The organism is Nostoc sp. DedVER02 (assembly GCF_034530675.2).
Lineage (GTDB): Bacteria > Cyanobacteriota > Cyanobacteriia > Cyanobacteriales > Nostocaceae > Nostoc.
In genome coordinates, this window is record NZ_JAVRCP020000017.1 from 100212 (window position 1) to 114234 (window position 14023).

8 protein-coding genes and 1 pseudogene are annotated in these 14023 nt (G+C 39.9%); 2 read left to right on the forward strand and 7 right to left on the reverse strand.

From position 1 onward, the window contains the following. Window positions 1-272: 272 nt before the first annotated feature. Both RMZ41_RS18370 and RMZ41_RS18375 read left to right on the forward strand, forming a co-directional pair. Window positions 273-905, forward strand: coding sequence for an acyltransferase (locus RMZ41_RS18370; protein WP_322641540.1), 633 nt, complete (start codon window positions 273-275; stop codon window positions 903-905). Between the two features lie 745 nt (window positions 906-1650). Further along, entirely contained in the window at window positions 1651-3864 is a 2214-nt protein-coding gene (locus tag RMZ41_RS18375; protein WP_322641539.1) for a phosphoketolase, read from the forward strand. 651 nt (window positions 3865-4515) lie between these two features. On the opposite strand, the gene RMZ41_RS18380 is transcribed toward RMZ41_RS18375, so the two are convergent. From RMZ41_RS18380 to RMZ41_RS18410, 7 genes and pseudogenes are all read right to left on the reverse strand, one after another. Continuing rightward, entirely contained in the window at window positions 4516-5271 is a 756-nt protein-coding gene (locus tag RMZ41_RS18380) for a sulfotransferase domain-containing protein (protein ID WP_322641538.1), read from the reverse strand. Between the two features lie 480 nt (window positions 5272-5751). Further along, window positions 5752-6087 (reverse strand): type II toxin-antitoxin system HicB family antitoxin, encoded by a 336-nt coding sequence (locus tag RMZ41_RS18385; protein WP_322641556.1) that lies wholly within the window; start codon window positions 6085-6087, stop codon window positions 5752-5754. Next, a complete protein-coding gene (locus tag RMZ41_RS18390; RefSeq protein ID WP_322641555.1) occupies window positions 6087-6320 on the reverse strand; it encodes a type II toxin-antitoxin system HicA family toxin in 234 nt (77 codons plus the stop codon). Before RMZ41_RS18390 ends, RMZ41_RS18385 begins: the two co-directional genes overlap by 1 nt. 300 nt (window positions 6321-6620) lie before the next feature. Next, window positions 6621-8726: a hypothetical protein gene (locus RMZ41_RS18395; protein ID WP_322641537.1), complete on the reverse strand. Its 2106-nt coding sequence runs from the start codon at window positions 8724-8726 to the stop codon at window positions 6621-6623. A 160-nt stretch (window positions 8727-8886) separates the two neighbouring features. Next, entirely contained in the window at window positions 8887-9222 is a 336-nt protein-coding gene (locus tag RMZ41_RS18400; protein WP_322641554.1) for a XisI protein, read from the reverse strand. After that, a pseudogene (locus RMZ41_RS18405) lies at window positions 9219-9629 on the reverse strand (XisH family protein). Before RMZ41_RS18405 ends, RMZ41_RS18400 begins: the two are co-directional and overlap by 4 nt. A gap of 114 nt (window positions 9630-9743) precedes the next feature. Then, the gene (locus tag RMZ41_RS18410; RefSeq protein WP_322641536.1) at window positions 9744-13727 is read right to left on the reverse strand and encodes a magnesium chelatase subunit H; all 3984 of its coding nucleotides are present in this window, start codon (window positions 13725-13727) and stop codon (window positions 9744-9746) included. Window positions 13728-14023 lie beyond the last annotated feature (296 nt).

Sequence of the window (14023 nt, forward strand, 5' to 3'; positions counted from 1 at the left end):
AACCTAATACATGTAAAGGGTACTAAACCCGGATTTCTCACGACACCTCGAATGGAGGAGTAATGAGTAGTGAGTAAGGAGTAATGAGTAAGAATGTACAAGTTCTTGCACGCTTTTTTGCGCCTGTTGCTCTTTTACTTATTACTCATTACCCATTACTTATTACTCATTATCAATCGCTTTGGAGCTTGTGAGAAATGCGGGTAAAGTACCCACATCGTTTTTCCTCCTTGGTTAAAAGCCAGAGAGTTTATAGACTTGTATGAGGTTTTATGAAACAAATCAAAGATAAAATTATAAATAAATTAGATCGACTACTAGAACAACGGTTAGTACCTCATCTGGTAGGCTGGGGAGAATATCTAGGAAACAAAATTAGGCGCTATAAGCATCAAGAACTGAAGAATAAATTAAAGTTTTGTGGTGCTGATATAAGATTTAAGCGAGATATTAAAATTGACCATCCGCAAAATATATCTCTGGGAAATAAAGTCTACATCGGCCCGAATGTCTTATTAGATGGACGTGGCGGAATCACAATTGGAGACAACACCACACTTGGATTTAATGTTGTTATCCTTTCTGCAAATCATGACTATCAAAGTAATGATTTGCCTTATGAGCATAATGTTTACATTCATAAACCTGTTGTCATTGGTCGCAATGTTTGGATTGGCGGAAATGTTCTAATTGTTCCGGGAGTTACCATTGGAGATGGTTCAATTGTGGCGGCTGGTACTGTTGTAACTGCTAATGTTGAACCTTTAGCAATTGTAGGAAATCAACCTATGAGAACAATTAAATACCGCAATAAAGAACATTATGAACAACTCGCTAATAAACAGGAGTCAGAAGTCAGAATACAGGAGCCAGAATACTCCACCCATGAAGGGATGGAGTTTTAAGGCGATAATATTTTAATTCTTTTCGCGCCACTTGCAGGCGTTATACCCGTAATTCGTAGTAGAGCCTCCGGCACGCTACGCGAACGTAATTCGTAATTAAGAAAGTCTTACCTAGTCAGGGTTTCAGGGTTTGCATCTGTTTTATTATTTTCGTGAAATGGTATTAGCGGGTAGCGGGACGAAGTGACGATATAGAACTTTTTCCCCTTTTCCCGACTTATGCAAGAAGTCTAATATGCGGGGCTTTTACCATAGTGCGGAAGTACTGTTAGCGGAAGCGGGGCGTTTAGCCCGTAATCTTCTTACGACTCAACACTCAGCACTCAGTGTTGTATAGCAACAGCCTTGGTGGATAGGACATCAACAGATGGTGAAACTTAGACACAAAAAGACTTTTCACCCAGTCCCCAGTCCCTTGCTATAAATTCATAATGTTTCTTGGCAAACTGCTGTCAAATAGGGCAACTTAGCTAATCTTCCATACATGACATCAGATTAACAATGCTGCGCTGCATCTGAAAAAGGACTGGAATTTGCGGCCCATAAGGTAATTTTATAAATTTTTTTGCTATTTAAATATCTTTTTGTTACTTCAACTCACTGAAATTTTGGTTGTGTAATCATTTAAAGTACTTATTCTAGCGTTGCAAAAAAGCAATAAACTCTTACAACCTGAAAGATGTAAAATTTTTGTTAAATTCAACGAGCATCTACAGTTTCATCTCATCGTCATAAGGTACTCAGCATGACTGCAATCTCCCCAAAGGCATCTTCAGCGCTTCCCAATTTTTCTGAAGGAATTCAATATTTTGGTGAAGCTTTACCAGATTTTGAAACTTATGGTGCAACACCTGCTATTGAGTCGGGCAAAGTAGCGATCGCATCTCCCACTGATAAAGCAGCTGTATATCAAACTTTACTAGCTGCCGATGCCTTACGCTATCTGACTTTGCAAGTTACCGCTAGCAAAGCTTCTGGACATCCCGGCGGATTCGCCAGCCAAGCAGAAGCTTACGCCTCTCTTGTCATGCTGGGATACAAGAACATTATTACCGAAGTCGGACACCACGCCCCCGGATTTTATAGTGCCATGTTCTTGGATCGATCGCTAGAGGACATGGGAATTTTTACAGTTGAACAATTGCGCGATCGCTTCCGAGAAAAGCACGGACTTTTAGGACACCTTTCTGGTTTCATTCCCGGTATTCTCGCACCTGCGGGGCCTTTGGGACAAGGACAACACTTTGCAATGGCGGCGGCACTGTTGCACAAAGATAAGTTGTTTCCCTTTACAGTTGGGGATGGTGGATTGGGTGAACCATATATTGTAAGTGCGATCGCACATTTCCATACAGCTTATCCTGCTGTCACCAATTTCTTACCAGTGTTGGTGTGGAACGGTTACAGCCAAGAACATCACAGCATGGTTTCTTTAAAAAGCAACCCAGAGATGCAAGCATATTGGCAAGGTAACGGTTTTGATGAAGTTGTGTTAGTAGATGCCAAAGACTTTGACGATCAAAACCAGCCAGGGGATTACGTTGATAGTACCGCCTTTTCCTTTGAGAAACGCCTAGAATTCACTCAAGCAGTACTTTCAGGTGTAGATAAAGCAGCGCGATCGGCTTTGGGTGGTAAACTTACCGTCTTCATTATTAAACAACTCAAAGGTGCAGGAGTTCACGCGCGGGGTGCAAAATCTCACAACCTTTATCCTAAAGATACACTGGATGCACCCCATATTGTTAGTGCATTGCAAACCCGTGCTTTGTCGGCGGAAGCTTGGCAATTAGTCAGAACAAATGCCGAACGCGCCGGTGGTGGCCCAGCAGCAAAAACTGTGGTGACAGAATTTGAATTTCCATTACCAGATTTAGGCGAATTACCTTTAGAAGAATATGCCGTTGGTGGTGAAGCAAAAGTTTCCACAACCGCGATGGGACGATTGGTAGGAATAGTTGGAAATAAAGATCGAAATTTCCTCGTCACCAACGCCGATGGTAATGAAGCATCAGGAATTGCCAACATCAACCAAGCATTAAAGATTATCCACCCCACAACCGACGACTTATATAATCAAGCGCCAAATGGACAAGTTTATGAACCATTGAGTGAAGATGCTTGCGCCGGTTTAGCTGCGGGTTTGGCATTAATGGGTGCGAGAACTTTGTGGTGTTCTTACGAATCTTTTGCCATTAACGGATTACCAATTTGGCAAACTGTAACCCAATCAATGGCAGAATTACGCCGTCAAACTCCTTCAACTATTACTTTATTCACAGCAGGCGCATTAGAACAAGGGCGTAACGGTTGGACTCACCAACGTCCCGAAATTGAAGCTTACTTTGCTTCCTTGATGCGAAATGGAAATGTTTTCCCATTATTTCCGCCTGATGCTAATAGTATTCAAGCTTGTTATGACTGGGCTTTGAAAACTAAGAATAAGGGAATTGTGATTACAGCAAGTAAATCGCCGTTACCAATTCGTACAACTTTAGAACAAACTCGTCAAGGATTGCGCGATGGTGCAGTGTTATTACATGAAATCGCTGGTGATAAACAAGTTGTATTTGCTGTAATTGGTGATATGACATTAATACCAGTATTTGAAGCTGCTGCTTTCTTAGAAACTGAAGGTATTGGTGTCAAGATAGTTTCTATCATCAATCCTCGGCAATTGTACCGTAGCCATGATACTGCATGGGATACCTGTTCTGAACCCGAAGGCGGTTTTTTAGATGATGCGAAATTTGCCGAATTATTTGATGGCGATGCGCTAATTGCTGTGACAGGTGGTGCTGCGGGGATGTTAGAACCTATCTTGTTACGGAGTACAGCCAAGCGCGACACTTTTGCATGGAAACGTGGTGAAACTACAGCGAGTGCTGGCGAGTTGATGGCATTTAATGGATTAACTGCTGAAGCGTTGACGAAACGTGCGATCGCATTAGTGCATTAAAGCTAGATTGTTTCTACTTTTATCGCAAATATACCTCTACAAACGCGGAAAAATTGCGTTTGTATAAGTATATTTGCGTTTTTTTATTTCAGAGAACTTTGAGAGCATTATTAACTCACAGGATAAATACAGGTAGATTTACTGAATTTTGTTCATAATATGGGAATCCGGTTTGATTTTTGAAAATATACGTAGGATGTGTTAGCGACAGCGTAACGCATCAAACCCTTGAAAAGAGTGCGTTACGAACTCCGTTCTAACACACTCTACAATACTTAATTCCGTTCAACAATCAAATAGTAATCCTATAACAGGTTTACGAGTCAGAAACTTAGTTTACGAGTCAAAAATTTAGTTTACGAGTCAGAAATTTAATTTACGAGTCAGAAACTTAGTTTACGAGTCAAAAACTTGATTTACGAATCAGAAATTTAATTTACGAGTCAAAAACTTAGTTTACAAGTCGCAAAACTTTATTTTTGAGCTAGAACAAAGGGTGATATTTTTATCTGGAAGCGTGGGAAATGTGGAGACTTGAGGAAAAGTGCGATCGGGTTAGTTCATAAGCTGGGTATGTAGGTAGAAAAATCAGATTTTAACCGGACTAATAAGCATATTTTGTATCTTCATTAATTTTCCTCAATTTAAAAGTTAATTAGTCCAAATGAATTCTCTGCCTAAATAGGCTGCTAAACGTTGATTATGTGGTTCAAAATAATCTGCCAAGTATTGATATATACGTTCATTAACAGCAGCATAATTCCCAGCGTTGTATTTACAGTATTGGGAAAGCTGATAGTGGGGAAGCCCTAAAAAATCAAAGGTTTGGTTAACTGTAGATTCAGGGTCTTTGTACAAATTTTCACTTTTTAAAATAAGAAATTGTTCTATAGGAAAATACTTTATCCAGTTTTGAAGCTGATCTATATATATACCACGAGACAAATAAGTATAACGTTGATGATTAAAACTGTAATAGTCAGGATTGCTGATAATTTTTTCAGTTTCCCCAATAAGTCTTGTTGATTCAGCAGCAAAGGCTTCCTCTAAACCAAGAGTCTCAATTTGACAGCGAATTTCGTGATAGTAATGAGAAATTGCTCTATCAACAGGGTTTCTTAAAAGGACAATGATCTTTATCTGTGGATAGTGCTGTTTAATACGTTGGGGAACCAGGGGATGAAATATATAATAGGGGCTAGCTTCTCCAGTCAACAACTCTTCTGAGTTTTTAGAGGCAAACTGAGCTTCGTACCAGTCAATACCTTTTTGGTATTGGAAATCAAAAAAGTGAATTTCCTTTTGGCTAGATGGAATGATTTGAGGGTGCTGAATTAGATAGTTATAAAGAGAAGTTGTACCACCTTTTTGAATTCCGACAATGATGAAGTTGGGTTGAGTAGACATCACATAGTAATCCTGAATCATTAGTGACAAAATGCTAAAGTAGCAAAAACTTTTCGTTTTGCTAAAAAATATAGTTACACAAGCAAATCAATTGATATTGAATAAAATCATTATTTCATCTGAACGGCAGTCAAAAAGGTATCCATGAAAAGTTTTTTTAGAACCTTTGGAACCTTTGAAGACACACGCATTGCAGAAGAAAATTGAAGCAGCAAATACTATGCTAAAAGTGCTAGAAGCTGCTAAAACTCAAGATCATTCGTAATGCTGAACGGTATCCCTTTATCCCGATTGCATTACGCTCAAATCTGATTAATTCATTTATCTGACATAACTGAAAGAATTGCTCATCTGTAATTTGAAGAACAGGAGCAAAGTTGATAGTTAACGCATCCATAGAAAAATTTCAACTTGAATATTCCCATAAAAATGCCAAAGGCGAATGCACTTTAGCGAAAAACATATTTAGAATGACTGACTCTAAGTATTGATTACTTGATCCGCAGCACCAGTTAAGATTTCATCCATCCAAGCATTTATGCTTTTGCCAGCCTTTTTAGCAGCAATAAATATTTTGCGGTGGTGTTCTGGAGTTGTGCGGAATGGAAGTTTACCAGAGAATGGTTTATCAGGCTCCTCTCCTAGTTCTTCACAGAAAGCAAGATAATCATCAACAGAAATTTGAAATTCTTGACGCGCTTCCTCTACAGTTTTTGCCTTAAAGGTAATTACGTCATTAATATCTAGGACTTGACCAAAAAGTATTCCCGCTTCTACATCTACTTCTATACTAGCTGTGTATCCTTTATAAGTCATCATATTTCAATTCCTGCCTTAATTAAAAGTTCTCTAACAGATTTGACTGCTCCTTTATCTGTCTCATTTTGAGGATGCGGTTCGTGAAAAACAGCTTTCACATCATTTAATTTCACACGAACCCGCGAACCTCTACCTTGAGTAATATCAGCACCGAGAGCTATAAATAAACTTTCAATATCTTTCCAAAGAATATTAGATGGTACAGGATTTGTAAAAATTAACTCTAAAATCTGACGTTATTTGTTATTGAGATCCATTTAATCAATACAATTACAGCCATTTTACAGTTAACTTGAATATAGCCACAGATACAATGATATCATATTATGATATCGTTGAAAAGATAGAAGCGATCGCTGATTGGATGATGGCGTTGTAGGCGATCGCCTTTAAAATTACACTCCCAAAGTGCGATCGCTTATTGTAGGAGAGTGAGCGATGTCTACGACAGGCTACGCCTACACCTTACAGAAAACCTCAAAAATAAAGCGATCACTGTTGTGGAAGAGTTATTGCCTTAGCAATCTTCTTTACATAGAATCTCTAGCTGCTGCAAGTTTCCTTGCATACTCATATTCTCTGTAAAAATCTAAGGAACTTGTAGTGATGCTACGAGTTCTCCAAAGCTCACGCTTTAAATCATCACTAGAATTTACATTATCGAGGAGTATAAGTAGTTGGGGTACGCTTAAGAACCAACAGTTATAGAAAGGATTTTTTGCTCTTATTGGATCTATTTGAATAAGTTCATTAAACTGAAGTTTAAACTCATCGAGCTTATCATTCAATTTTTTAACTTTGTTTACATCATCACTTGCCTCAACTTTTCCTAACAACATATTTTCTAGAAACTGGAATAAAACAGTTCTATCTTGGAAGCTTCCAAAATCGAGAAGTGTAACTGAAACTCGTGCGATATCTCTATTATTTAGATCACAAATAGAATCGTTTTCCAGAGAGATAGAGCCATTTTTTCTTATAGAAATCTCATGTTTATTTATTTGAATCTGTGATGTAAGTAAAGAGTCAGACAAATCAAACAATAGATTCGAATCACTACCACATCTGGATCTTCTTGTAAGTGGTTTTGCCTTTACCTCAAAGAAAATTAAGGTGTCGGATGTTTCTACTACGATATCGATTTCATCAACTTTATCTTTTTTAGTTCCACGGTACTTGCCATAATTAAACTTAATTCCTCGTCTTGAAAACTCGCATTTAATAAAACATTCTATCTTATCACCTAGCTTATCGTTAATTTTTGAGTCCACTTTTGCTCGAAGTTCGGATACAATAGCTTCATAGAAAGCAGGTGAACAAATTGAAGAGCTAGTTAATAAATACTCATCTTTACTCAGTCGAATTAAAGGTTTATGCTGAAAATAATTTTCAGCAGATATCTGGCTTAGATCCTGTGGTATATGGAAATTTGAATTAACAGAACTTACTTCATGAGAATAAACAGTCAGTATTTTATCAATTTCATCTTTCCCTATGTTTAATTTTAGATTATATATTTGTCTAGCGTGAAAAGTTACTGGATATAGTTTACCCTCGGCTAGTTTAAGGATTCTCTCTGCTATTATTGCTGCTTGCTCAGGAGTCCATCCTAAATTCTGTTGGATAGTTTCAGAAAACCCAGAAAATAGTCCTTGGATCATTTTAGAAACATCCGAGGGACGCAGTTGAATGAGACAAAATAAGTTATCGTATACTGCTAGTTCTTGTAAGAAACGAAGTATTGTGTCAGTACTGTGGAACAATAAAGCAAATTGATTTTGTGCTTGTACATCTAGAATAGATGTTAACGCAATAGAGATTTTTAGTATTCTTTTCCAAATTTTATTAGGACTTTCAACAGCTACCAGTATCTGTTTTCGTGGATACTTAACACACAGATTCAGCAGATATGCAACAGGAATTGATGGAAAATCAGCTTGTATTAGACTATTAAAGGTTCTACCTAGATGATATCTCCCTTGATTTTCGTTATGACAAGGCTTTATTAGTTCAAATAATTTTTTCAAAGCCTCAATTCCGCCTAACAATCTAATATCAGCTTCTATACGGTTAGCTACATTTCTTACTTGAGATTCATCTATTATAATTCTTCCATCTTCAATATGAACCTCGCAACCTTCACTCTGCAAAATATTTGCAGAGTTGCTTACTACAAATTGTCTTCTATACCGTGTTTCTAAATCCTGTAAATTATACTCAAGCTTTTGTGGGCTAACAACTGTTAAATCCCAGGCTGATTGGAGTGCAATACGCCATTTGCCCTCATACTCAAGACTCACTACCTGGCGACTTGACTGATCTAGTGTATCATCCTTACTGCTGATAGCATCAATAACAATTTCTATAATTCCGAGGTAGGGTTGCAATTTTTTTGATTTGATAAAGTGAGTTAGAAGTAGTTGATCTTTAAGAATAAAAAGCTGCGCTCTGTACAACTGATTGCCTATAAGATTGTCTTGAATATTCTTATATAGATGCTTCTGAACCTGATAAAGCGTCAGGCTATTTTCATACTCAATTCCGTAGTGTTCATACAAACTTGTCAAGTCTTCTACCAAACTTAAGTCCAGGCTTGGCTTTGTAGAATCTACTAATTGTTTAAAGAGTATGTCCATATCAATTTTTCTTATAAAAATAAATCTGCTTACTACTAAAGTCTACAGAATATTTAGGTTAACCTTATTTAGCATTGTCTAGCTCATTAATATCATAATTAACACAGGAGTTGGGGGTTAACATTCATTAAGTAGTAGGTGGAGATTTTCAAAACATCTCCTAACTCACTGCGTATTCTGTAAACTGTCTCATAAAAGGAGACTGAAAACCTAACACAATGTCTTCATTAGGAACTCCCGCAGCTACTAAATTAGCTGCAATGTCATCTTCTGTACCATTCCACTGAAGCCAAATTTTTCCACCTTTAATATCAATATGAATAATACAACTATGTACCCAGTCTTGACCTTCCCACCCTACATGAACTATTTGATAATGGTCACGATCTGTATCAAAAATTGTTTCAACTTCTACATTTCCGTAAGCTGGTTTTTGCTCACTATATACCTGTAATATCTGTTGTACAAGCTGGCGATATCGAGTTAATTTATCTATTGGAAAATCACCTCTTGCTCTACATCATAGATAAGCCTTTTTACTTGATTTTCTGTTATCATCTCTTTAGGAAAATCAAGTTAAAAAAATGTTTTGTAAGTTGTTAAAGGTACTGCTAAATATAAAACACGCTCTGGTTGTCGCCGTCGTAATGCACCTCTATAATTAATAAATTGTCCTAATGCTGTATTAAATTCTGAAATAGCAGACGACCTCTCTAAAAAACTTTTGACTTCGACTGCAATTTTTTGTCCTTCACGTTCTGCTGCAATCAGCTTTTGGGCGGCTAAATCAATCGAAAGGTTAACTCCTCCCACACTTATTGTGAGTGGATCGTGAGTAATTTGCCAACCATCTTTGTATAAAGCTGTTTTTACAACTTCGTGAAAGACATCTTTAGCAGACATACATATCTATAATTATATATTTGATTTTCATTTAGCCGGATTCTATACAATTTGTCAAAACCGTTTTTTATGTAGAGACGTTTTATAAAACGTCCCTACATTTATGATTAGGGATTATTCTATCCCTTCAATCCGGTCTTCAACCTCTTGGTACAACTCGCGTAGACGATCTAAATTCTCCTCGCTAGTCTCCCAATAACCGCGTCCATTCACTTCCAATAAAGTTGATACAACCTTGCGGAAAGAATGAGGATTAAGGTTCAGCAACCGTTTTTGCATTTCTTCATCTTTGATGAAGGTTTCATTAGTATCCTCGTAAATCCAGTTATCCACAGCGCCGGCTGTCGCACTCCAACCCATTGTATTTACCAATCGCTTAGAGAGTTCGCGCACACCTTCGTAACCGTGATTCAGCATCCCCTCGTACCATTTGGGATTTAATAATTTGGTACGCGCATCTAAGCGCACGGTTTCTGTTAATGTCCGCACTTGAGCGTTAGCTGTGGTTGTATCGGCAATATAAGATGCTGGTTTTTTACCATCACCGCGCAGATTTGCCACAAGCTTAGTGGGATCTGAGTCGAAGTAGTGAGAAACGTCCGTTAAGCTAATCTCGGAAGAATCCAAATTTTGGAAAGTTGCATCAGCAGTTTTCAATGTACTTTCAAAAATCTGCCGGGATTCGTCCATAATTCCGGGGTTATCGGAATTGAAGGAGAAGGATTTTCGGTTGAGATACATTTCCTGCAACTCGGCTTCGCTATCCCAAGTGCTGTTTTCTACCGCCAAGTTGATATTTGACGAGTAGGAACCAGAAGCATTGGAGAAAACGCGCGTTGCTGCTTGACGCAGATTAATCCCCATATCTTGGGCTTGTTGCAAAGCATGTTTGCGAACAAAGTTCATTTCTAAGGGTTCATCTGCCTCAGCCGCCATTTTCACGCCTTGGTCTAGCAGGTTCATTTGGTTGATGAACAAGTCGCGGAATACACCAGAACAGTTGATTACTACATCAATTCTGGGTCTTCCCAACTCTTCTAAAGATATCAATTCCAACTTGTTCACCCGTCCCAAAGCATCGGGAACTGGACGCACACCCACCATCCACATAATTTGTGCTAGGGATTCGCCGTAAGTTTTGATGTTATCGGTTCCCCAAAGGACGCAGGCGATGGTTTCTGGCCATTTTCCACCGTTTTCGGCCTTGTTACGTGCTAAGAGCCTGTCTACAACGATTTTGGCTGATTGAACTGCTGCTGTTGTTGGGATGGATTGTGGATCGAGTGCATGGATATTCTTACCCGTGGGCAATACATCCGGGTTGCGGATGGGGTCGCCACCAGGGCCAGGTAGGACGTACTCACCTTCTAAGCCTTTGAGTAATGCTCCGAGTTCGTTGTCGGCACAAACTTGTTGGAGGCAGAATTCCAAATACTCAAATAGGGGTTTGAGTGTGGCGGTGTCAACTTTGGGATAGCCGAGTTTATGCAATGCTTCTACCCAAGGTTCTTTTTTACCCATGTTGAAGAAATTCAACCGGGAAACTAAAGAAACTCGTCCTTCTGCGTCGATTTGCTCTTGAACAAGGGCGGTAACTGCTGCACGGGTCGCCAAGGTGATATCTTGCAATAACTGTACATCTTCTAAAATGCCCCGATCGCTATTTTGGTAAATATCGTCAATGTTACGCCCAATGCTATTGGCGATAATTCCCGGTAAGCCTTGAAGTCCGTCTTCTTGACGATCTAGACTAGCAATGTTGACCAGAGTTGCGATCGCTTCTTCTGCACTTGGCGGTTTACCAATGACGTGCAAACCACAAGGCAACAACCGTGACTCGATTTCCATCAACTTGCGGTAGACGTTGCCAACAATATTATCGCGCTCTTCGGCACTCATATCTCTGGCATCGGTTTCTGGCAGGTCAATATCCTTATCCAGATTCACGATCCGGCATTTATCCATGATGCTGTTGACAATGGAAACACCGCGTCCGCTATCTTTCAAGGTTTGGTAGGAAGCAATTAATTCGCTCAGTTCCTTCAAACCTTTATACAAACCAGCATTTTCTGCCGGCGGTGTCAAGTAAGAAATTGTTTCAGCATAACTCCGACGTTTAGCAATTGTCGCTTCACTCGGATTATTGGCTGCGTAGTAATACAAGTTGGGAATTGAGCCAATCAAGTTATCTGGGTAACAGTCGCCAGACATCCCCATTTGTTTACCTGGCATGAATTCTAAGGAACCGTGTGTACCAAAGTGCAGTACAGCATCAGCTTTCCAAACTTGCTCTAGGTAAGTGTAGTAAGCAGCAAAACCGTGGTGAGGACTAGCTGAACGGGAGAATAACAGCCGCATCGGATCGCCTTCGTAACCGAATGTGGGTTGTACGCCGATGAAGACGTTACCGAATTGCTTACCATAAATCAGCAGGTTTTGCCCATCGCTGTTGAGATGTCCGGGAGGTGGGCCCCAGTTTTCCTCTAGGCGTTGAGAATATGGGGTCAGTGCCTCATACTCAGGAACTGACATTTTATAAGCAACGTTCAGTTCTGGGCTGTTGTACTGCGCCTGTGCATCGTGGATGACTTCTTGCATCAACGCTTCGGCTGATTCTGGCAATTCTGGTAAGTCGTAGCCGTTATTTTTGAGGGCTTTCATCACCTCGTAGATGGAGCCGAATACATCCAAGTAAGCGGCGGTTCCGACGTTGCCTTTATCTGGCGGGAAGCTAAAAACGGTGATGGCGACTTTCTTATCAAGTTTTGGCTTGCGACGCAGATTTGCCCATTTTAAGGCGCGTTCGGCTACTGCTTCAACCCGATCGCGCAGTGCGATCGCTTTCCCTGTAGCCCCATCTCTACCTGATAAAATTATCGGCTCAATTGCCCCATCCAATTCAGGAATTGCAATTTGCAAAGCTACTTGAATTGGATGTAACCCTAAATCGCTATCCATCCACTCTTCTGTGGTTTGGAATACTAAGGGTAACGCCACCATATAAGGACGGTTTAAGCGTTTGAGTGCCTCAATTGCCTTGGGATGGTCTTGTCTGGCTGGGCCGCCAACTAAAGCAAAACCAGTCAGCGATATTACTGCATCTACCAACTGCATGTTAGTAGTCGGTTCATAGAAGTAGGCATCCACAGGCTTGGAAAAATCCAAACCACCAGCAAACACAGGTAATACCCGTGCGCCTAGTGCTTCCAACTCCTGCACCATTGCTACATAATGGGCATCATCGCCTGTAACTAGGTGGGTTCGTTGCAATACTAACCCGACACAAGGAGCTAGGGGATCTTTGAGATCGTTAGAAATATCCTTACGAGCCGTGTACCAATTGAGGTATTCTCTGACATCTTCAAACATACTAGGAGCCAAAGGATGCCAAATCCCTAAATCGGGATAAACCACTGGCTGCTGATATGTCGAAGGTGCAACTTGTTTTTCTAAACCTTTAAATACATATTTATCAGCTAGCATCAGCAAGAAGTTTTCCAGATTTTCTGGAGAACCACCTAGCCAATACTGAAAACTGAGCATGAAATTTCGGGCATCCTGTGCCTTGTCCATTGGTAAAAACTTCAGCACTTGCGGCAAGGTTCGCAAAAGCTTCAGCATCCCATCTTGGAATCCTGCACCGGATTTTTCTTTGCGTTTCCGCATGAATTGGGCGATCGCACTCTTCGACTGACCCAACTGTGCCAAGGAAAAGCTGCCCATTTTACTCAGGCGCATTACCTCTGGCATGGAGGGAAAGACAACAGAAACATCCAGGCGATCGCGGTGCGGTTCTACTGCTGCTACTACTTTCTGTGCTAAGTCTTCGATGAAAATGAGGGAAGCGATGAAGATATTCGCATTCTCAACTTCTCGTTTGAACTCCTCGTAATTCTCTGGGTCGCGGAGTTCCTCAATCAAGTACCCGCTAATTTCAATCGCCAAGTTAGGATTGTTCGCGTTAATCGTGCGAACCGCTTGCGACAATGCGCTCTGGTACTGGGACTCAAGCACGACATAGACCACCTTGATTAAACTACGTCCGCGTAAGTTATCAGGCGCAATGTGTCTAATGGTGGACTTGACGTGTGTGAACATGCTTCTTCGGCTCCTTTGATGCGTGTTCTCTGAAGTAAGTTCCTAGGGGCATCATCAGCCACAGGTAACTTGTGATTTTTAGGCAATATCTGTTTTTTATCAGAAAACGCTTACCCAGTAGGCATTTTATCGCCTATATGACACAAATCGATAGAAAAAACGAAATATTTCTTCGTAATTGTTGACTTTATCTAAAAGTAGTCGCTCACATATTTGTAAATTTTTTGTAATACAAATAATATAGTTAAATAGTTATTTAAAGATATTAGCTAAATTACAAAACAAAACCCGCTTGT

Coding starts and splice junctions, on each gene's coding strand:
- RMZ41_RS18410 (WP_322641536.1), bottom strand. CDS start 13,727: ATGTTCACACACGTCAAGTCCACCATTAGACACATTGCGCCTGATAAC.
- RMZ41_RS18375 (WP_322641539.1), top strand. CDS start 1,651: ATGACTGCAATCTCCCCAAAGGCATCTTCAGCGCTTCCCAATTTTTCT.
- RMZ41_RS18395 (WP_322641537.1), bottom strand. CDS start 8,726: ATGGACATACTCTTTAAACAATTAGTAGATTCTACAAAGCCAAGCCTG.
- RMZ41_RS18370 (WP_322641540.1), top strand. CDS start 273: ATGAAACAAATCAAAGATAAAATTATAAATAAATTAGATCGACTACTA.
- RMZ41_RS18385 (WP_322641556.1), bottom strand. CDS start 6,087: ATGACTTATAAAGGATACACAGCTAGTATAGAAGTAGATGTAGAAGCG.
- RMZ41_RS18380 (WP_322641538.1), bottom strand. CDS start 5,271: ATGTCTACTCAACCCAACTTCATCATTGTCGGAATTCAAAAAGGTGGT.